The organism is Comamonas sp. F1-6 (assembly GCF_039581415.1).
GTDB classification, from domain to species: Bacteria; Pseudomonadota; Gammaproteobacteria; order Burkholderiales; family Burkholderiaceae_C; genus Comamonas; species Comamonas thiooxydans.
In genome coordinates this window covers 1-21295 of record NZ_JBCPWN010000016.1, presented here as the reverse complement: position 1 = coordinate 21295, position 21295 = coordinate 1, and the positions used below count along the sequence as shown (strand labels likewise).

Sequence of the window (21295 nt, the reverse complement as noted above, 5' to 3'; positions counted from 1 at the left end):
AGAAATCACAAAGCCCTGCGCCCTGCTGCGGGCAGGGCCACATAGCAAGGAAGAGACATCATGACTGGCATCCACCCCCATAACCAGGCTCCGGAGCTCAAGGACTACAACGTCTACACCAGCGATCCGGTGCTGCAGCGTGCCGTGACACGCGGCGGCGCACAGTGGCGCGACCCGGAGCTGCAACGCCAGGGCGCGGAATACGGCGCCGAAGCCACGCTGCGCGCCGCAGAAGAAGCCAACCATTTCGAGCCCGAGCTGCACACGCATTCGCCCTCGGGCGACCGTATCGACCAGGTGCGCTTTCACCCTGCATGGCACCAGATGATGACGATTGCACGGCGCAACGGCATCTCCAACCTGCCCTTCACCGACAAGCGGCCAACGGCCTGGGCCGCCTATGGCGCATCGCTGTTCATGCACAGCCAGATCGAGTCCGGCTCAACCTGCCCGACGACCATGACCAAGGCCAGCATTCCGCTGGTGCGCATCAACCCGCAACTCAATGCGGTGCTGGGGCCGCTGCTGGAATCCACCGATTACGACGCGCGCGATATCCCCGCCGAGGGCAAGCGTTCCATCACCGTGGGCATGGGCATGACGGAGCGCCAGGGCGGCAGCGATGTGCGCAGCAACACCACGCGTGCCGTGGCCCTGAACCCATCGGGCAGCAGCGGCCCCTGGGGCGAGGAATACCTGATCACCGGCCACAAGTGGTTCTTCTCGGCCCCCATGTGCGACGGGCATCTGGTGCTGGCCAAGACCGAGGAGCGCGGCCCCACCTGCTTTTTCGTGCCACGCTGGCGGCCCGACGGCAGCAAGAACGCCATTCATATCCAGCGCCTCAAGGACAAGGTGGGCAACCGCTCCAACAGCAGCAGCGAAGTGGAGTTCGACAACGCCTGGGGCGTGCTCATAGGCCAGGAAGGCCGGGGCATTTCCACCATCATCGAAATGGCCACCTACACCCGCCTTGACTGTGCGCTGTCCAGTGCAGGCTTCATGCGCCAGGCCCTGGTCCAGGCCCTGCACTACACGCGCAACCGCCATGCCTTCGGCCTGCCCCTTGTAGAGCAGCCGGTGATGACCGGCCTGCTGGCCGATATGGCATTGGAATCCGAAGCCGCCACCTGGCTGGCCATGGATCTGGCTGCACGCTTTGGCTCCGAAGACCCTCTGGATCAGGCCTGGCGCCGCATCGTCACGCCTGCCGCCAAGTTCTGGAACTGCAAGCGTGCCGTGGGCTACACAGGCGAAGCCATGGAAGTCTTCGGCGGCAACGGCTATGTAGAGACCGGCCCCATGGGGCGCTTGTTCCGCGAAGCACCCGTCAACTCCATCTGGGAGGGGTCGGGCAACGTCATGTGCCTGGATGTGCTGCGCGCCATTGCCCGCAATCCGGACGACGCCCATCTGCTGCTGGACCATTTGCGTGAAGTCGGTTCGGAGGAAGCCGTGCTGCGTGCGCAGGTGGACAAGCTGCGCCAGGCCGTCACCCTGCCCCCGCAGGAGCTGGAGCGCGAGGCTCGCCGCTTCACCCAGCGCCTGGCCACCACGGTGCAAGCCACGCTGATGCTGCAGCATGCGGGCAGCGACAGTGCCTCGGCCTTCATCGGCAGCCGCTTCGACCCGGACTGGGGCCCGGTGGCAGGTGTTGCCTTCGGCAGCAGCGACCCAGCCGCCCTGCTGCGCAATGCCTGGACTGGCTGAGGAGGACGCCAGCAATGATGAATTTCATTTCCCTGCTCGACCAGCAGGCACGCACGCGCCCCGAAAAACTGGCGCTGCGCGCCGACGGCCAGGACTGGAGCTATGCCGCGCTGGCGCAGGCCGGCCGCCGAGCCGCCACCGTGCTTTATGAGCAAGGCGTGCGCCAGGGCGACAAGGTAGGCCTGCTGTGCTTCAACACCCCTGGCTTTGTGTTTGCGCTGCTTGGCGCCTGGCGGCTGGGTGCGGTCGTCGTGCCCATCAACCACAAGCTGCAGGCCCCGGAGGTCAGCTACATACTGCGCCACTCGGGTGCCCGCCTATGCCTTGTGGATGGTGCGCGCGCTTCGCTGATCACCGCCATCCAGGCCGAACCACAGCCGCTGGCCGACATGCAGTGGCTGAGCACAGCTTCTGCCGCCGAGGGCCTGGACTGCTTCGATGAGCTGCTGGCACAGGCTGCGCCCTGCGGCGACGAGCATGGCCGACCTGCGCCACACGCTCTGGCCGAGATTCTCTACACCTCCGGCACCACGGGCCAGCCCAAGGGCTGCCTGCACAGCCATGCCAATGTCTTCCATGCCGCCCTGTGTGCAGCGGCGGCCACCTCGCTGGCGCCCACGGAGCGCACGCTGATCGCCATGCCCATCTGGCACTCGTCGCCGCTGAACAACTGGTTCCTGGGCACCTTGCTCATGGGCGGCACCGCCGTGCTGATGCGCGAATATGCGCCCAGGGAGTTTCTGGAAACGCTGGCGCAGGAACGCATCAGCTTCACCTTCGGCGCACCGATTGCCTTTCTGGCTCCGCTGTCCGTGGTGCCCGATGTGGCCAGCTACGACTTCAGCGCCATGCGATTGTGGGCCTACGGCGGTGGCCCTCTGGGCGCGGACATGGCACGCAAGCTGGCTCAGGTCTATCGCAGCGACCGCTTCATGCAGGTCTATGGCATGACCGAATCAGGCCCTCTGGGCACCGTGCTCTACCCCGAAGAAGCCGTGGCCAAGGCAGGCTCCATAGGTCGCTGCGCCATACCCGGCGTTGAACTGGAAGTGCGCCGTCAGGACGGCAGCCTGTGCGGCCCCGGCGAAGTGGGCGAGATCTGCCTGCGCTCTGCGGCCATGATGCAAGGCTATCTGGACAACCGCGAGGCCACGGCCGCCGTGCTGGATGACCAGGGCTGGTATCGCAGCGGCGACCTGGCGCGCGTGGACGAGGACGGCTATCTCTACATCGTGGACAGACTCAAGGACATGATCGTCACCGGCGGCGAGAACGTCTACTCCAAGGAAGTGGAAGACGTGCTCTGCACCCACCCCGATGTGCAGGACGTGGCCGTCATCGGCCGCCCTCATCCCGAATGGGGCGAGACCGTGGTGGCAGTGCTGACTCTCAAGCCCGGCAAGACGCCGGACCATGAGGATCTGCGCCAGTTCATGGAGACCAGGCTGGCTCGCTACAAGATTCCGCGCATCTTCGAAATCCGTGACGCGCTGCCACGCACCGCGACCGGCAAGCTGCTCAAGCACATGCTGCGCGGCAGCACGACCAGCCACTGAGGTCAAAGGCAGGCGGCGCTTTTCGTCGGGGCCGACGATGCATGCGCCGCAGCTGGGTAACACGGATGACATGGACGGGTCTTTGCAATCCGCTATAAGCAGTGATATGCAACTGAACCACGACCTGCTGACGGAGCGCCCAGCGCGCCAAGTCTCCCTCTCGGGAGCCTCCAATTTCCGTGATCTGGGCGGATATCGGGGCCTGGACGGCCGCCGCCTGCAATGGGGCAAGCTGTACCGCTCCGCCCATCTGGCGCATCTGACGCAGCAGGACCTGGAACAGCTGCAAAAGCTGGGCATCCACCGCAGCGCGGACTTTCGCGGCGAAGGCGAAAGCGCGCATCTCTCCTATGACTGGCCCAGGATCGAACGCCATGCCCTGGTCGTCGAGCCCACGGTAGTGCAGCGCGCCCAGTCCATGATGGAGCAGGGCCGCAGCCTCAGCAGCCGCGATACCGAGGAGCTGATGCATGACACCTACCGCAGCTTTGTGAACGTGTACGGCAGTCGCTTTGCACAGTTCCTCGCGCTGCTGCAGCTCAGCGATGCGCCGCTGGTCTTCCACTGCACGGCCGGCAAGGACCGCACGGGCTGGGCCGCTGCCCTGCTGCTGACGGCGCTGGGTGTGGACGAGGAGCAGATCATGGAAGACTATCTGCTGACCAATCAATACTTCAGACGCCCCGCCCAGATGTACGGCCAGCTGTCCGAAGAGGCTCTGGACGCGCTGTGGCGCGTGCAGCCGTCCTACCTGATGGCCTCGGTCGATGTGGTGCGCGCCCAGCATGGCAGCGTGGACCGCTATCTGACCCAGGTGCTGGGTATAGACGGTGCTGCACGCGAGCGACTGGCCAAGCTGTATCTGGAGACTTGATCAAATTTGATAGCTGCCAATGTTTATCCTGAATTGGTTTCATACCAATTTCAGGCATAACAAGCTGTTACGGCAAGGTATCTTCGGCCCGCTACCATGGGCCATAAGCCGCAATGGATGCGGACAAGGAAATGCAGATGCGCAAATGGCTCACCCTGGCCGCAGCAGCCGCCACGCTGGCGCTGACGGCCTGCTCCGGCACCATACCGGCCTCCTCCAGCTCCAGCGGCTCCGGCGGCGTGGAAATCTTTGGTACGGTGGACGCAGGCGTCAGCCGCACCTGGTAGGCTTCGCAGGCACAAAAAAGCCCGCCGTGCTCCATGCACGGCGGGCTTTTGTTTTTACCGCGTAATTAACGGCTGACGTTGGCGTCGGCCACGGTCAGCGCCGTCATGTTCACGATACGGCGTACCGTGGTGCTGGGAGTCAGCACATGCACGGGCTTGGCCGCACCCAGCAGCACCGGACCTACCGCAATGCCGCCGCCGGCAGCCTGCTTGAGCAGGTTGTAGCTGATGTTGGCGGCGTCGATGTTGGGCGAAACCAGCAGGTTGGCATCACCCAGCAGCGTGCTGTTGGGCATGAGCTTGGCGCGGGCCTTGCCGTCCAGGGCCACATCGCCGTGCATTTCGCCATCCACTTCCAGCCATGGCGCCTGCTCGCGCAGCAGCTCCAGGGTCTGGCGCATCTTGACGGCGCTGGGCTGGTTGCTGGAGCCGAAGTTGGAGTGGCTCAGCAGCGCAGCCTTGGGCTTGATGCCGAAGCGCATCATTTCCTCGGCGGCCATGATGGTGATCTCGGCCAATTGCTCGGCCGTGGGGTCGTAGTTGACATGGGTGTCGACCAGGAACACCTGGCGCTCGGGCAGCAGCAGGCCGTTCATGCAGGCATAGGTGGCCACGCCGCTGCGCTTGCCGATGACCTGATCGATGTAGTTCAGGTGCACATTGGTGTTGTTCCAGGTGCCGCAGATCAGGCCGTCGACCTCGCCCTTGTGCAGCAGCATGGAGCCAATCAGCGTCAGGCGGCGGCGCATTTCGATCTTGGCGATGGGCGCGGTGATGCCCTTGCGCTCCGTCATGCGGTGATAGCTCTGCCAGAAGTCGCGGTAGCGCTCGTCATGCTCGACGTTGACCACGTCGTAATCGGCGCCTTCCTTCATGCGCAGGCCGAACTTCTCGATGCGCTGGGCAATGATGGCGGGGCGGCCGATCAGTGTCGGACGCGCAATGCGTTCGTCCACCACGATCTGGGCCGCGCGCAGGATGCGCTCTTCCTCGCCCTCGGCATAGGCCACGCGCTTCTTGGTGGCCTTCTTGGCGGCGTGCACGATGGGCTTCATCATGGTGCCGGAGGCGTAGACAAAGGTCTTCAGGTGCTCGCGATAGGCATCCATGTCCTGGATGGGGCGCTTGGCCACACCGGCTTCGGCCGCAGCCTGGGCCACCGCGGGCGCCACGATCAGCATCAGGCGCGGATCGAAGGGCTTGGGAATCAGGTACTCGGGGCCGAAGCTCAGCACTTCGCCCACATAGGCGGCTGCCACTTCTTCGGACTGCTCGGCCTGGGCCAGCGCGGCAATCGCGTGCACGCAGGCGATCTCCATCGAGGTGGTGATCGTGGTCGCACCGCAGTCCAGCGCGCCACGGAAGATGTAGGGGAAGCACAGGACGTTGTTGACCTGGTTGGGGTAGTCCGTGCGGCCCGTGGCGATGATGGCGTCGTCGCGCACCGCCTTCACATCTTCAGGAATGATTTCCGGGTTGGGGTTGGCCAACGCGAAGATGATGGGCCTGGCCGCCATCTTCTTGACCATGTCCTGTTTGAGCACGTTGCCGGCGGACAGGCCCAGGAAGGCGTCGGCGCCCTCAATCACCTCACCCAGCGTGCGCAGCTCGGTCTTCTGGGCAAACAGCGCCTTGTCCGGATCCATCAGCTCGGTACGGCCCTCGTAGACCACGCCGGCAATGTCGGTCACGAACACGTTCTCGCGCTTCAGGCCCACTTCCAGCAGCAGGTTCAGGCAGGCCAGGGCCGCGGCGCCGGCGCCCGAAGCCACCAGCTTGACCTCTTCGATCTTCTTGCCCGCTACCTTGAGCGCGTTGACCATGGCCGCTGCCACCGTAATGGCCGTGCCGTGCTGGTCGTCGTGGAAGACGGGAATGTTCATGCGCTTGCGCAGCTCGCGCTCCACGAAGAAGCACTCGGGCGCCTTGATGTCTTCGAGGTTGATGGCACCGAAGGTGGGCTCCAGCGCAGCAATCACGTCGACCAGCTTTTGCGGGTCCTTCTCGTCGATCTCGATATCGAACACATCGACGCCGGCGAACTTCTTGAACAGCACGCCCTTGCCCTCCATCACGGGCTTGGAGGCCAGCGCACCGATGTCGCCCAGGCCCAGCACTGCCGTGCCGTTGGAGATCACGCCCACCAGGTTGCCGCGGCTGGTGTATTTGAAGGCCGCAGCCGGGTCCTTGACGATTTCCTCGCAGGGCGCAGCCACGCCGGGCGAGTAGGCCAGGGCCAGATCATGCTGATTGGCCATGGGCTTGGTTGCCGTGATGGCCACCTTGCCGGGCTTGGGGAACTCGTGATACTCCAGTGCCGCCTGACGCAGCAACGCACGTTTATCAATCGAGGTAATGGGCTTGGTGTCGGACATCAGCGGTCTCCAGCTCGCAAAGTAAGTCATCCGCAGTAAGGACTCTCTATGGGCACACAGCCCGGCCCCTGCGCTCCTGCGGACGATGAAATCGGATTTTGGATTGTAGGCCGAGTGCTATCAAAAAAAGAGGGGGTGCAGCTCGGCGTTTAAGGTCAAACAGCCATGACTGTTCAATAACAATGCAAACAAAATCATAACATTATGCGAACGATGCATAACACATGGAGATTTTGCACCTCAGGGCGTGCAGGCATCGTCGCGATAGAGCTCGGCATAAGGCACGCCATCGAAATGCAGCTTCCGGCTGTCCTGCAAATGCGGCATCGCCGTGCTGACGTCGTATCCCTGAGCTGCAATCAATATCTCGGGCGCCAGAGTCGTGCTGTGTGCCATAGGACTTTCAGAGATCGCCACCTCTTCACTCCCTTGCAGACCCCTCATTGCCTCGTTCGCCCAATATGCCAGTGGCACCTCCAGCACTGACTGATCATTGCCCTGGCGAGGGCTGTCCACACAAGGAGGAACTCCAAGGCCATGATCAGACACGTAAAGCAGCGCGCTGGGCGCGTCAGACGCTTCATCCAGCATGCGAATCCAGTCGGCCAGCAGGTCCGAGGTATAGCGAATCGAGTTATCGTATGCATCTGCGCCCTCATAGCGGGAACGAGGGTAGCGCTGGGAGATATCGGGATGACTGCCATAGGTATGAAGAACCACTAGCTTATGTGACGCTTCATCCGCCAGCGACTTCTCCAGCCAAGTCGTCATCACTTCGTCATGTGCCCCATTGCCCACCTTGGCATAGACATCCGCAGAGCGACGCAATATCTGCGAGTACATATCCTCGCTCTTGTCATTGAATCTGGAGTTGGAAAAGACAAAGGTCTTGTAGCCAGCATGCCGAGCCAAATCCAGGAACGAAGGCGAGGCATTTTTCTGGCTGTCGAAAGCAGACTGCCCCGTCAAAATATAGGGCAGCGCCTTTGCCGTATTGAAGCCATGAGCCATGACCTTGTAGGTACGCAAACCGGAAACCTGCCTCAGTGACTGATTGGTATCGTCTTCCTGATAGCCCAATAGCGACCAGCGATGGCTGCTGGCGCTCTCACCAATAATCACCACCAAGGTGTTTGCCTGAGATGCACTTGGCCTGGCAGGCAGTGTCGGCTGATAGAAAACCTCTTTTTCCAGATCTCCATAACGCACTGCAGCCTTGGCCATATGCATGGGATAGATATGACGCAGTTTATGCACATAGTCATTGACGGTGAACTGCTGAGTCACGCCAAAGGCAAAAAAGCTGGTCCAGAGCAATCCTATGCCCAGCAGTATTCTTTTCTCCCATTTCTGAAATGGAGCTGCTCCAGCCTTGCAGTTTTTAAAGAGAAAGTAGCCACATCCGAAACTTGCCACCAGCCAGCACAGCACGACAAGAACCATCTGACGATTGATCGAGCTCAGGAACTCGGCTGCCTCGTGAGTCTCGGTGCGCAGCAGCGTGGCAAGGGAAAACTCATCGATCATGTTTCCCAAAAACTGGGCATGAAAAATATTCGCAGCGCCGATAAAAATCAGAAGTGGAATACAGATCGCCAGAGACTTTCGGGACAGCGCCAAAGGATAGAAGAACAGCGCGGCCAACAGCGTGTAGCCCACTTCTTTTCCATATGAGCGAATGAGAAACGGAGGTGAAAAAAGCAATATCCAGGCGAGTAGAGAGCCCAGTCTCATTGCAAAGGAAGATATATTCATTTTTCGTGACAGATTTGTGACGATTGTATGAAATACTTCTTTTGTTAAATAGCCGCCCAAGCAGCGCTCACCACTGATTTCCTAGGACTTGACCCGCAGGGCTATGATTCGCGGTTTCTCTTCTCGACCGAAAGTCCGCCCATGCTTCCCCGCCACAACGACCCGATTGCCGCCATTGCCACCGCTCCGGGGCGTGGTGCCGTGGGCATTGTTCGGGTCTCCGGCAAAGGCATTGCTGCGCTGGTACGGACGCTCTGCGGCAAGGAGCTGAAACCGCGCGAAGCGACTTATCTGCCTTTCAGGGACGCGGGCGGCTCGCCCATAGACCATGGCCTGGCCATCTACTTTCCCGGCCCGCACAGCTACACGGGCGAGGATGTGCTGGAACTGCAGGCCCATGGCGGCCCCGTGGTGCTGCAGTTGCTGCTGGCACGCTGTCTGGAAGCAGCACAGAGCGCCAATGAAGACGGCAAGCCGGTGCTGACTGGGCTGCGCCTGGCCCAGCCCGGCGAGTTCACCGAGCGTGCTTTTCTCAACGACAAGATCGACCTGGCCCAGGCCGAGGCGATTGCCGACCTCATCGATGCCAGCACCGAAGCCGCCGCGCGCAGTGCCAGCCGTTCGCTGTCCGGCGCGTTTTCGCAGGAAATCCATGTGCTGCGCGATGCCCTGGTGCATCTGCGCATGCTGGTGGAGGCCACACTGGACTTCCCCGAGGAGGAAATCGACTTTCTGCAAAAGGCCGATGCCTTTGGCCAACTCGAGCGCCTGCGCGCCCAGGTCACTGCCGTGCTGGCACGCGCCCATCAGGGCGCGCTGCTGCGCGAAGGCATCAAGGTGGTGATTGCCGGCCAGCCCAATGCGGGCAAAAGCTCGCTGCTCAACGCGCTGGCGGGGGCCGAGCTGGCCATTGTCACCCCCATTGCCGGAACCACGCGCGACAAGGTGCAGCAGACGATTCAGATCGAGGGCGTGCCCCTGCATGTGATCGACACCGCAGGCCTGCGTGACAGCGATGACGAGGTGGAGCGCATCGGCATTGCACGCGCCTGGGACGAGATTGCAGCAGCCGATGCCGTGCTCTTCCTGCACGACCTGACCCGCGTGGAACAGGCCGACTATGCGGCAGCCGATGCCGATATCGCCCGCACCCTGCAGGACAAGCTGCCCGCGCAGGTACCGGTCATCCATGTCTGGAACAAGACCGATATGGCGGCTGCCGACGTGCAGTCCCGCCACACCGCCCAGCTCAATGCCGAGCAGATCGCCTTGTCGGCCCGTACCGGCGATGGCCTGGATGCGCTGCGCAAGCGCCTGCTGGAAGTGGCGGGCTGGCAATCCGCCCCCGAAGGCCTGTACCTGGCCCGCGCCCGCCATGTGGAAGCCCTGCAGGCCGTGGATGCCCATCTGGAGATGGCCGACGAGCAGCTGGCCGCTCAATCCGCCCATCTGGACCTGCTGGCCGAGGAGCTGCGCCTGGCCCAGCTGTCGCTGAACTCTATTACCGGCGAATTCAGCTCCGACGACCTGCTGGGGGTGATCTTCTCCAGCTTCTGCATTGGCAAATAACTCTGGTGTTCCGTCAGCAGAAATAGTGGACCGACACCCACTCAAAAAGGACTTTTATGGCACGGATGTGGATGGTACGAGGCGAAGGCGGCAGTCTGTACGATGCTTTCCGAGAGCAAGGCCTGGTCGCCGTCGGCTGGAGTCAGTTGGCGCCACATGCCAAGCCTGGAGTTGACCGAAAGCAGTTAATTGCACTCTTTCAATCCATGGAGCCGCAGTCCAAGCAAGGCAGCGTGATATCGGGCGCTTCGCAGGTCTGGCGTTTCGTCAATGAAATCCAAGACGGCGACTGGATCATTACTTACTCACCAGCCAACCGCCTCTACTCGATCGGCAAAGTTATGGGGCCATCCGAGCACCGCCCAGAATCGGCCGAGCAGGGCTTGTCTTTGGTGCGCAAGGTTCAGTGGCAAATGCAAGAACTCGCACGCGACAGTCTTAGCGCCAGTACAAAAAACAGCCTGGGCTCAACCCTGACTCTGTTTGAAGTCCCGTCCAGCGCAGCAAACGAAATACAAGCCGCACTAAAGGGCAAGCCAGCCCCAATACAGGCATACGAAGTAGAAGAAGAAACAATTGACCCACTGAGTGGCATTGAGGAACGTGCGCGAGAGCAGATCAAGGACCTCATCGTCAATCTGAGCTGGAAAGAGATGCAAGAGGTCGTCGCAGGCATCCTGCGAGCCATGGGCTACAAGACACAGGTGTCGCCAGATGGAGCAGACCGGGGCAAAGACATTGTTGCATCGCCCGATGGTTTTGGCTTTGAACACCCTCGCATCGTCGTTGAGGTCAAGCACCGCAAGGAGCAGATGGGTAGCCAGGATATCCGCAGCTTCCTCGGTGGCCGACACAAGGATGACCGGGGTCTGTATGTAAGCACAGGCGGCTTTACCAAGGATGCACTGTACGAAGCAGATCGTGCCTCCATCCCATTGGCGATGTGGACACTAGAGCATGTAGTCCGTGCATTAATCGAGCACTACGATGCCACCGATGCCGAGACCAAGCGCCTCATTCCACCAAAGCGACTGTATTGGCCTGCATAGATCTTTGATCAGACGGCGCATCAACATCGTTGGCAACCAACGAAATCTGCCCTTATTCGTCCCATAAAAAAACGCCACCTTTTCAGGTGGCGTTTTTGTTGGCGCTGGCGCCGTGCTTACTTGCCTTCGGCAGCCTTGCCGAACTTCGGCAGGTTGAACTGAGGCGGCACGCCCATGCGCTTGTTGATGATCCACTGCTGAGCGATCGACAGAATGTTGTTCGTCAGCCAGTACAGCACCAGACCCGAGGGGAAGAAGAAGAACATCACGCTGAACATCAGCGGCATGATCCACATCATCTTGGCCTGCATGGGGTCAGGAGGAGCGGGGTTCAGGGCGGTCTGCAGCAGCGAGGACAGAGTCATCAGCAGCGGCAGGATGAAGAAGGGATCCGGCACCGAAAGGTCATGAATCCAGCCAATCCAGGGCGCATTGCGAATTTCCACGCTGGATTGCAGCACCCAGTACAGAGCCATGAAGACAGGGATCTGAATGACGATGGGCAGGCAGCCGCCCATGGGGTTGACCTTCTCCTCGCGGTAGATGCGCATCATCTCCTGCTGCATCTGCTGGGGCTTGTCCTTCAGACGCTCGCGCATTTCCTGAATGCGGGGGTTGATGGCCTTCATCTTGGCCATCGAGGAGTAAGCCTTGGCGTTGAGCCAGTAGAAGGCAATCTTCAGCAGCACCACCAGGGCCACGATGGACCAGCCCCAGTTGCCGATGAACTTGTGCAGCTCGGACAGCAGCCAGTACAGCGGCTTGGCCAGAATCGTCAGCCAGCCATAGTCCTTGACCAGTTCCAGACCGGGCGAGAGCTTTTCCAGCATGGGCTCGACCTGAGGGCCGGAGAACAGGCGCGAGCTCACGGTCTTGGTCTGGCCGGGCTCCACGGTGCCCACGGGCGTGATCATGCCCACGGCGTAGAGGTTGTCACCCACCTTGCGCACGAAGTTGTCACGCTGGATGCCGTCGGCCAGCAGCCAGGCACTGGCGAAGTAGTGCTGCACCATGGCCACATAGCCATTGGAAGATGCCTTGTCGACTTCGGCCTTGCCGTTCTCGATGTCCTTGAACTCGACCTTGTGGTACTTCTTGGCTTCGGTATAGACGGCCGGGCCGGTGAAGGTGGAGTAGAACGTGGACTCATGCTCGGGCTTGTTGCCGTCGCGCACCAGCTGCATGTACAGCTGGGGGTTCACGGCGGCAGAGCCGGTGTTGACCACATCGTGCTGCACATCGACGGCATAGGAGCCGCGCTTGAGCGTGAAGGTCTTGACCAGCTTCACGCCACCCTGGTCGGCCGACTCGAAGCGCACTTGCACGCTGTCCTGACCGTCCTTGAGCTCGCGCTCGCCGGGCATCACGGTCATGGGAGTCTTGTGCGTGGGGAAGTTGCCGCCGATCAGGCCGGTCTGACCCAGATACACACGCTTGGCGTTTTCCTCGAACACCTGCATGAGCTTCTTGTCATCCACGGTGTCGGAGTACTTGAGCAGCTCGGAAGCTTTCAGCGTGCCGCCTTCGCTGTCGAAGGTCAGACGCATCACATCGCTGCCCACGATCACGTCCTGACGGGGCGTCACGGCTGCTGCGGGCTGAGCCGCGGCATTGGCGGCACCGGGCACATCGCCGGCAGAAGCTGCTGCTGCGGGCTGGGGCACGCTGACGTCAGCAGGCTTGACATCGGCCGCAGCAGGCGCACTGACCGTCTGCGGCGATGGGAAGAAGGTGGGCTTTTTGCCGTTATGGATTTGCCACTTGTCCCAGAGCAAAACCATGGAAAAGCCAAATATCACCCACAGTATGGTGCGGCGAATATCGTTCATGAAGACTTCTTAGGTGAGGAAGGTTGGGTGGTCGCGGAAGAGTCCGAGGCATCGTCCAGAAAGGAAAACAGCCTGGGCTTTTGCTGTGGCACGGGATCATGCCCTCCGTCACACCACGGATGACAACGCGCCAGCCGGCGCACCGTCAGATAAGAGCCTACCGCAGCGCCGTGTTGCTCCAGCGCTTGAAGGGAATAGGCCGAGCAGGTCGGCTCGAAGCGACAGGCCGAGCCCAGCCAGGGACTGAGCAGCAGCCTGTAGCCACGCACTACAGCCATGAGCAGTCGCTGCATCATGGCTGGTTCTCCGGCTGACTTGCTATTGAATCAGTAGCTTCTCGCGCTTTACCATCAATGGCTTGAGGTGAATTCTTCTTCAAATCCACCTCGGCCTCGGCGGTCTGACGGGCCTGCGTCAGGCGGCGCGCCCCGGTCGCAAAAAGCTGTTGCAGTTCCTTGCGGACCGCTGCCTTGAGCTGATCCGAAGTTGCACTGACGAATTGCTTACGGTCAAACCCCGAGCGCAGGCGCACCACATAGGAAGCACACAGCAGGGCATCCTCGTAATCCGAGGACACCGCGTAGATCTGGCGCTTGATGGTGTGGCGCGTGACCGAGCGGCGTGCCCAGCGCTTGGGCACCATGGCACCCAGCCAGGCCTGCTTGCGCACGGCACCAATGCCAAACAGGGCCTGCGGATCGTTCGATCCGGGCCCTGTCCTGGGGTTGGCAACCATGTCGGAAACCTCGGCCACCAGCTCCATGCGATGCAGGGCGAAGTGCGGGGTACGGGCAATCGTGCCCGCGGACATGGTGGCCTGGAATTGCGGACGCGTTTTCAGCCTTTGCATAGGAGAGCCTCCGTTCAGAGGCCTTCAGCGCAGCGAATGAGCAGACCGCTAGCCAACGCCGGCCTTAGACGGCCAGACGCTTGCGGCCCTTGGCGCGACGTGCGTTGATCACGGCACGGCCACCCTTGGTCTTCATGCGGACCAGGAAACCGTGGGTACGGGCGCGGCGGATCTTGGAAGGTTGGTAAGTACGTTTCATGTTGGTTCCTTGAGAAGGTTCAGTATTTGCGTCGGCAAGGCGCCATGTCTGCGCCCGACCATTCCGGTTTTGCGCCGCACACTGTCACCGCCAAACCCGATATTTTTTCACATGCCGTGCATGTCATCGGACCAGAAGGCAACAAACGGAACAAAGCACCCGCCACAGCGCCTAAAGCAACTGGGCGCGCGCGCACAAAAAAGGCGCCCGGCTCATATCACCCTGAACACATTCAGGGAAACCGGGGATTATCACAGCGTTGGGCCTTTGATGCAATGACCCTTGAATTTGCTAAGGACTCACGGGGTATCCCGTCAAGCACCTGCGCGGCCCAGAGATTCTTTACAAACAGCAGGCGGCCAATCTATTAGGATGTGCAGCCTATAACGCACCGGAGTCGGGGACAGCCTTCTGATATTTTGTGGATAACTTCCGCAAAAGCTACAATACCAACCCCGCAACTGTTCCTCCTATCCACAATTAGACTTTTGACAATGACAGAGGAACCAACCAATGATGCAGGCCAGGCCCTGTGGCAGGTCTGCGTTGAGCAACTGGGTCAGGAGCTGCCAGAGCAGCAATTCAACACCTGGATCAAGCCGCTGACGGCACTCGTTGCAGAAGATTTTTCCAAGGTCACCGTCTATGTGGCCAACCGCTTCAAGCTGGACTGGATCCGTGCCCAGTATGCAGGCCGCATCTCGGCCATGCTGGAGTCGCTCTACGGCCAACCCGTCACTCTTGAGTTAGCACTTGCTCAGCGGGAAAGCGTTGTTCGTACTTATGTGCGCCCTCCTTCATCGACTCAGCAGGCTGCACCGCAAACGCACAATGTCGCCGTGCCCACCGTCACCAGCGAAGAGGCCAGCGCACCGGTTTTCCGCACCCGATTGAACCCGGCCCTCACCTTCGAGACGCTGGTCGAAGGTACGGCCAACCGCATGGCGCGCTCGGCCGCCATGCATGTGGCAGGCTCGCCCGGTCATCTCTACAACCCGCTGTTCATCTACGGCGGTGTCGGCCTTGGTAAGACTCACCTGGTGCATGCTGTGGGTAACCAGCTGCTCAAGGACAAGCCCGACGCCAAGATTCTCTACATCCATGCCGAGCAGTTCGTCTCGGATGTGGTCAAGGCCTACCAGCGCCGCACCTTCGACGAGTTCAAGGAACGCTACCACTCGCTCGACCTGCTGCTGATCGACGATGTGCAGTTCTTCGCCAACAAGGACCGTACGCAGGAAGAGTTCTTCAATGCCTTCGAGGCCCTGCTGGCCAAGAAGAGCCATATCGTGATGACGTCCGACACCTACCCCAAAGGTCTGGCCAATATTCACGAGCGCCTGGTCTCGCGCTTCGACTCGGGCCTGACGGTGGCCATCGAGCCGCCCGAGCTGGAAATGCGCGTGGCGATTCTGATCAACAAGGCCCGCGCCGAGAACGCCGACATGCCCGAGGAAGTTGCCTTCTTCGTGGCCAAGAACGTGCGCTCCAACGTGCGTGAGCTCGAAGGCGCGCTGCGCAAGATCCTGGCCTATTCGCGCTTCAACCAGAAGGAAGTGTCGATCCAGCTGGCCCGCGAGGCGCTGCGCGATCTGCTCAGTATTCAGAACCGCCAGATTTCTGTGGAAAACATCCAGAAGACGGTGGCTGACTACTACAAGATCAAGGTGGCCGACATGTATAGCAAGAAGCGCCCGGCCAGCATTGCCCGGCCGCGCCAGATTGCCATGTACCTGGCCAAGGAGCTGACGCAAAAAAGCCTGCCCGAGATCGGCGAGCTGTTTGGCGGCCGCGACCACACCACGGTGCTGCACGCCGTACGCAAGATTGCGGGCGAGCGCCAGACCAACACCGAGTTGAACCAGCAGCTGCATGTGCTGGAACAAACGCTCAAGGGTTAAGAGCGTGTTCACGATCTGCTCGCGCCGACGTAGAGATCATGACCACGCTCTGAAAAACTCCCCCATGAATGTCACTCACACAGGGCAAAATGGGGAATTCACGCGGCATGAGGGAGCGTCCGCCCTGCCCTGCGGATGCCGCCGCGTCAAAACAAATGCGCACTTAAATCACTGAGGTTGACATGATCGTCCTGAAAGCCACACAAGACAAAGTTCTCGCGGTCCTGCAATCGGTGGCCGGCATTGTCGAGCGCCGCCACACGCTGCCCATTCTGGCCAATGTGCTGATCAAGAAGACCGGCAATGCACTGCAGCTGACAACCAGTGATCTGGAAATCCAGATCCGCACCACGGCCGAGCTGGGCGGCGACGCCGGCGACTTCACCACCACCATCGGTGCCCGCAAGCTGATCGACATCCTGAAGACCATGCCCGGCGACCAGACCGTGAGCCTGGAGACGCAGCAGTCCAAGATGATTCTGAAAGGCGGCAAGAGCCGCTTCACGCTGCAGACCCTGCCCGCCGAAGACTTCCCGCTGGTGCAGGAATCGGCCGCCTTCGGCCCCGCCTTCAGCGTGCCTCAGAAGGTGCTCAAGGACCTGCTGGGCCAGGTCTCCTTCGCCATGGCCGTGCAGGACATCCGCTACTACCTCAACGGCATTCTGTTCGTTGCCGAAGGCAACACCCTGAGCCTGGTGGCCACCGACGGCCACCGCCTGGCCTGGGCCAGCGCCACGCTGGACGTGGAAGTGCCCATCAAGCAGGAAGTGATTCTGCCGCGCAAGACCGTGCTGGAGCTGCAGCGCCTGCTGTCGGACGCCAGCGGCGAGAACCAGCCCGTCATCGAGATGCAGTTTGCCAACAACCAGGCCAAGTTCACCTTTGGCGGCATGGAGTTCGTGACCAAGCTGGTCGAGGGCAAGTTCCCCGACTACAACCGCGTCATCCCGCGCAACCACACCAACAGCGTGACCCTGGGCCGCGCCCCGCTGCTGGCATCGCTGCAGCGCACGGCCATCATGACCAGCGACAAGTTCAAGGGCGTGCGCCTGTCGGTCGAGCCTGGCACGCTGCGCGTGGCGTCCAACAACGCCGAGCAGGAAGAGGCCATGGACGAACTCGACATCGACTACGGTGGCGACACCATCGAGATCGGCTTCAACGTGACCTACCTGATCGATGTGCTCACCAATATGAGCCAGGACATGGTCAAGATCGATCTGCAGGACGGCAACAGCTCGGCGCTGGTCACCATCCCCGAGAACGAAAGCTTCAAGTACGTCGTGATGCCCATGCGCATCTGAGTGGACCGAACGCAGCCAGCCATTTCATTGCCTGAAATAACAGGAGCAGCTACCGCTCGTCCTGTAATGATTTCAGGCAAGTATTCATTTGAAAGTTATGCAGGTCAGGCGCCAACAGCTCCTGACCTTGTAGCAGCAAGGTAATTTCATGACCGAAGAGAACAAGCCAGACACCCAGACCGCCGCAGATGCAGGCGGCTATGGCGAAGGCGCAATCCAGATCCTGGAAGGCCTGGAGGCGGTGCGCAAGCGCCCAGGCATGTACATCGGTGACACCTCGGACGGCACCGGTCTGCACCACCTGGTCTTCGAGGTCGTGGACAACTCCATCGACGAAGCGCTGGCCGGCTACTGCGACGACATTCTGGTCACCATCCATGCCGACGGTTCGCTGTCCGTCATCGACAACGGCCGCGGCATTCCCACCGGCGTGAAGATGGACGACAAGCACGAGCCCAAGCGCTCGGCTGCCGAAATCGCGCTGACCGAGCTGCACGCCGGCGGCAAGTTCAACCAGAACAGCTACAAGGTCTCGGGCGGCCTGCACGGCGTGGGTGTGTCCTGCGTGAACGCGCTGTCCGTCTGGCTCAAGCTCACCGTCAGCCGTGACGGCCGACGCCACGAGATCGACTTCTCGCGCGGCTTTGTGCAAAACCGCCTGATCGAAGTCGTAGACGGCGCCGAAGTCTCGCCCATGCGCGTGGTCGGTGCCAGCGACAAGCGCGGCACCAAGGTGCACTTTCTGCCCGACCAGGAAATCTTCAAGGAGAACTTCGAGTTCCGCTATGAAATCCTGGCCAAGCGCCTGCGCGAGCTGTCCTTCCTGAACAACGGCGTGCGCATCCGCTTGAAGGACGAGCGCGACGGCAAGGAAGACGACTTCTCGGGCGCCGGCGGCGTCAAGGGCTTTGTGCAGTTCATCAACGGCACCAAGAAGGTTCTGCACCCCACCACCTTCCATGCCAACGGCTCGCGCCCTGCGGAAACCTATGGCGGCATTCCCGGCACCGAAATCGGTGTCGAGGTGTCCATGCAGTGGAACGATAGCTATGCCGAGCAGGTGCTGTGCTTCACCAACAACATTCCCCAGCGTGACGGCGGCACCCACCTGACCGGCCTGCGCGCCGCCATGACCCGCGTGATCGGCAAATACATCGCCGACAACGAAATGGCCAAGAAGGCCAAGGTCGAAGTCTCCGGCGACGACATGCGCGAAGGCCTGTGCGCCGTGCTCAGCGTCAAGGTGCCCGAGCCCAAGTTCTCCAGCCAGACCAAGGACAAGCTGGTCAGCTCGGAAGTGCGAGCGCCCGTGGAAGACATCGTGGCCAAGAGCCTGACTGACTTCCTCGAAGAAAACCCCAACGACGCCAAGATCCTGTGCGGCAAGATCATCGAGGCGGCCCGCGCCCGTGAAGCCGCGCGCAAGGCCCGCGAAATGACGCGCCGCAAGGGCGTGCTCGACGGCATGGGCCTGCCCGGCAAGCTGGCCGACTGCCAGGAAAAAGATCCTGCGCTGTGCGAAATCTACATCGTCGAGGGTGACTCCGCCGGCGGCTCCGCCAAGCAGGGTCGCGATCGCAAGTTCCAGGCCATCCTGCCGCTGCGCGGCAAGATCCTGAACGTGGAAAAGGCCCGCTACGAAAAGCTGCTGTCCAGCCAGGAAATCATCACCCTGATCACGGCCCTGGGCACCGGCATCGGCAAGGTCAGCGAAGACTCTGGCAAGAGCAGCAGCGACGACTACAACCCCGACAAGCTGCGCTACCACCGCATCATCATCATGACCGACGCGGACGTGGACGGCGCCCACATCCGAACTCTGCTGCTGACCTTCTTCTACCGCCAGATGCCCGATCTGGTCGAGCGCGGCCATATCTACATCGCCCAGCCGCCGCTGTACAAGGTCAAGAACGGCAAGGAAGAGCTCTACCTCAAGGACGGCCCGGCCCTCAACAAATACCTGCTCAAGATCGCGCTGAACCATGCCAGCGTGAACACCGGCGGCGACACTCCGCGCACCGTCGAGGGCGAAGAGCTGGCCAAGCTGGCCAACATGCACCTGGCCGCCGAAACCGTCATCGAGCGCCTGTCCAACTTCATGGATGCCGAGGCCCTGCGCGCCATTGCCGACGGCGTGCAGATCAAGCTCGACACCATTGAAGAAGCCCAGGAGTGCGCGCCGATTCTGGAAGCCAAGCTGCGCGAGCTGACCACCACCGGCGTGCCCGCCGATGTGACGGCCGAGATCGACCCCAACAGCGAGCACCCCATCCTGCGCATCAGCCGCCATCACCACGGCAATATCAAGAGCTCCATCCTGACCCAGGAGTTCGTGCGCAGCCATGACTACGCCGCTCTGTCCGACGAAGCGCAGAACTTCGTCGGCCTGCTGGGCGAAGGCGCCAAGGTCACGCGCGGCGAAGGCGAGAAGGCCAAGACCGAAAAGGTCGGCGACTTCCGTCAGGCCATGGCCTGGCTGATCTCCGAAGCCGAGCGCACCACGGGTCGCCAGCGCTACAAGGGCCTGGGTGAAATGAACCCCGAGCAGCTCTGGGAAACCACCATGGACCCCAACGTCCGCAGCCTGCTGCAGGTCAAGATCGGCGACGCCATCGAGGCCGACCGCGTCTTCACCATGCTCATGGGCGACGAGGTCGAACCGCGCCGCAACTTCATCGAAGACAACGCGCTGCGGGCGGGGAATATCGACGTGTAAGGTACATGTAGCGAGACCCATAAGGTGAGATTTTGAGAAGCATCTATTGAGACATTTATCAAATCTCACTTCGCAAGAGTTCTAATCTATCGGCCTCTTGTACGAAAAAAGGCTACCAATCGGTAGCCTTTTTACTGTTCCTTCATTGCTGAGACGTGCTTAATACCTCATCGTTGCAGCTCGGCATATCGTGATTGACGACTGCTGTGCAGCGATTGCTATTGTCCATCGCGGCATCACGATCTATCGGTCGGCTACATAACGGTCATCCAAATGCCAAGACTGGCAACTACTCAAGGACAGGTTTCAGGTAAGCAGCTGACCGTGACCGCAGTGCAGCCAAGGAAGTTGCTGGAAGTCCGCTATCCCGGCTTATGAACTGGTACTGCCGACCCATTGCTGCCGTTCGAGCCTCGTCGGCCTATGTCAGCGATGCAGCGATTGCTGTCGCTCAAGTTCTCAGGGCGGACTGCCGGTCTCAGCCAAGTAGTAGCTCTCCTGAGTGCCAAAAGCGTCGATCCTCAATGACTGGTTTCAGGTGCGCAGCAGACAGTGGCTAACGGGCATGCGCATTTCTGCAGCCCAATTTGAGCAGGAAAGTTTGCTCATAAGGGAAGTCTCCAGCTGGCATTACATACCTATTTTTGACAGACATTTAATAAGCCGTTCCGCATCTTTTGGGGCATAGATTCACTGTATCCAGCTTTTAAAAGCGCGCTGTTCCAATTCAGCGGTGCGTTGAGCGATGAAATCACGTAAGTGTCTCACCAGTGGCGTCAACTGGCGTCGGCTGGGCACTACGAGAAACAACGGAGCCGCCTCGGTTGTCCACTCGGGGCATAGGGTGCGAAGCCGCCCTTCGAGCAGGTCGGTGGCCACGTCAAAGCCCGCTTTGTAAACAATGCCCTTTCCCAGAAGCGCCCACCGGCGCACTGCATCGCCGTCATTGGAGACATTCACACTCTTGACTCGGACTGTGATTTCGGGGGCGTCTCCAAATGAAAAGCGCCACCTGTCATGGATCTCGTCACCAAGCATGAAACACAGACACGCATGCGCAGACAGTTCGTGCGGTGTTGTTGGCACACCATATTTGGCGATATAGGCAGGGGACGCACAAAGCACACGGCGGTTGGAAGGAGCCAGTGGCAGTGCAACAAGACTGGAGTCCGGGGGCTTGCCGTAACGAAAGGCTGCGTCTACAGGGTCGCTGTAGACGTTGGCCATACGGTCCGACAACTGCAGCCGGATGTCGACCTTGGGGTGAAGGTCTTGGAATTCGTTGAGCCAGAGCAGAAGCAGGTTGCGCCCAAGATCAGAC

The 21295-nt window shown here is 60.8% G+C and carries 16 protein-coding genes; 9 read left to right on the top strand and 7 right to left on the bottom strand.

The window, feature by feature from the left end:
• Positions 1-60: 60 nt before the first annotated feature.
• The 4 genes from AAIL66_RS16235 to AAIL66_RS16220 all read left to right on the top strand — a co-directional run bounded on the left by AAIL66_RS16235 (position 61) and on the right by AAIL66_RS16220 (position 4427).
• Positions 61-1710 (top strand): acyl-CoA dehydrogenase family protein, encoded by a 1650-nt coding sequence (locus tag AAIL66_RS16235; RefSeq protein ID WP_343497227.1) that lies wholly within the window; start codon positions 61-63, stop codon positions 1708-1710.
• Between the two features lie 14 nt (positions 1711-1724).
• The gene (locus AAIL66_RS16230) at positions 1725-3266 is read left to right on the top strand and encodes an AMP-binding protein (protein ID WP_080746054.1); all 1542 of its coding nucleotides are present in this window, start codon (positions 1725-1727) and stop codon (positions 3264-3266) included.
• A 106-nt stretch (positions 3267-3372) separates the two neighbouring features.
• Entirely contained in the window at positions 3373-4140 is a 768-nt protein-coding gene (locus AAIL66_RS16225) for a tyrosine-protein phosphatase (protein ID WP_343497226.1), read from the top strand.
• Between the two features lie 137 nt (positions 4141-4277).
• Positions 4278-4427: a hypothetical protein gene (locus AAIL66_RS16220; RefSeq protein ID WP_343497225.1), complete on the top strand. Its 150-nt coding sequence runs from the start codon at positions 4278-4280 to the stop codon at positions 4425-4427.
• 65 nt (positions 4428-4492) lie between these two features.
• On the opposite strand, the gene AAIL66_RS16215 is transcribed toward AAIL66_RS16220, so the two are convergent.
• Together AAIL66_RS16215 and AAIL66_RS16210 are read right to left on the bottom strand one after the other, a co-directional pair.
• Positions 4493-6802 (bottom strand): NADP-dependent malic enzyme, encoded by a 2310-nt coding sequence (locus AAIL66_RS16215; RefSeq protein ID WP_012840379.1) that lies wholly within the window; start codon positions 6800-6802, stop codon positions 4493-4495.
• A 240-nt stretch (positions 6803-7042) separates the two neighbouring features.
• Entirely contained in the window at positions 7043-8557 is a 1515-nt protein-coding gene (locus AAIL66_RS16210; RefSeq protein ID WP_343497224.1) for a sulfatase-like hydrolase/transferase, read from the bottom strand.
• A gap of 141 nt (positions 8558-8698) precedes the next feature.
• On the opposite strand from AAIL66_RS16210, the gene mnmE reads away from it, so the two are divergent.
• On the top strand, positions 8699-10126 hold the full coding sequence (gene mnmE, locus AAIL66_RS16205) for a tRNA uridine-5-carboxymethylaminomethyl(34) synthesis GTPase MnmE (protein WP_034382417.1): 1428 nt from the start codon (positions 8699-8701) through the stop codon (positions 10124-10126).
• A 56-nt stretch (positions 10127-10182) separates the two neighbouring features.
• Positions 10183-11175 carry a restriction endonuclease gene (locus tag AAIL66_RS16200; RefSeq protein ID WP_343497223.1) on the top strand — a complete coding sequence of 331 codons (993 nt, stop codon included), beginning with the start codon at positions 10183-10185 and terminating at the stop codon, positions 11173-11175.
• A 116-nt stretch (positions 11176-11291) separates the two neighbouring features.
• Here the strand turns inward: AAIL66_RS16200 and yidC are convergent, their stop codons facing one another.
• The 4 genes from yidC to rpmH form a co-directional block, all read right to left on the bottom strand.
• The gene (yidC, locus tag AAIL66_RS16195; RefSeq protein ID WP_012840382.1) at positions 11292-13004 is read right to left on the bottom strand and encodes a membrane protein insertase YidC; all 1713 of its coding nucleotides are present in this window, start codon (positions 13002-13004) and stop codon (positions 11292-11294) included.
• Positions 13001-13300: a membrane protein insertion efficiency factor YidD gene (gene yidD / locus AAIL66_RS16190; protein WP_003064792.1), complete on the bottom strand. Its 300-nt coding sequence runs from the start codon at positions 13298-13300 to the stop codon at positions 13001-13003. Before yidD ends, yidC begins: the two co-directional genes overlap by 4 nt.
• Positions 13297-13854: a ribonuclease P protein component gene (locus AAIL66_RS16185; RefSeq protein ID WP_343497222.1), complete on the bottom strand. Its 558-nt coding sequence runs from the start codon at positions 13852-13854 to the stop codon at positions 13297-13299. Before AAIL66_RS16185 ends, yidD begins: the two co-directional genes overlap by 4 nt.
• Before the next feature lie 64 nt (positions 13855-13918).
• Complete coding sequence (gene rpmH / locus AAIL66_RS16180; RefSeq protein WP_003060014.1) at positions 13919-14053, bottom strand: 50S ribosomal protein L34; 135 nt, start codon at positions 14051-14053, stop codon at positions 13919-13921.
• A gap of 494 nt (positions 14054-14547) precedes the next feature.
• Between rpmH and dnaA the strand changes: the two genes are divergently transcribed.
• The 3 genes from dnaA (at position 14548) to gyrB (ending at position 19974) form a co-directional block, all read left to right on the top strand.
• The gene (gene dnaA / locus AAIL66_RS16175) at positions 14548-15954 is read left to right on the top strand and encodes a chromosomal replication initiator protein DnaA (RefSeq protein ID WP_003064795.1); all 1407 of its coding nucleotides are present in this window, start codon (positions 14548-14550) and stop codon (positions 15952-15954) included.
• A 182-nt stretch (positions 15955-16136) separates the two neighbouring features.
• Entirely contained in the window at positions 16137-17258 is a 1122-nt protein-coding gene (gene dnaN / locus AAIL66_RS16170) for a DNA polymerase III subunit beta (protein ID WP_003064798.1), read from the top strand.
• 148 nt (positions 17259-17406) lie between these two features.
• Entirely contained in the window at positions 17407-19974 is a 2568-nt protein-coding gene (gene gyrB, locus AAIL66_RS16165; protein ID WP_054073439.1) for a DNA topoisomerase (ATP-hydrolyzing) subunit B, read from the top strand.
• Positions 19975-20664: 690 nt separating this feature from the next.
• On the opposite strand, the gene AAIL66_RS16160 is transcribed toward gyrB, so the two are convergent.
• The coding region (locus AAIL66_RS16160) for a substrate binding domain-containing protein (RefSeq protein WP_343497221.1) at positions 20665-21295 on the bottom strand (631 nt) is incomplete at its 5' end.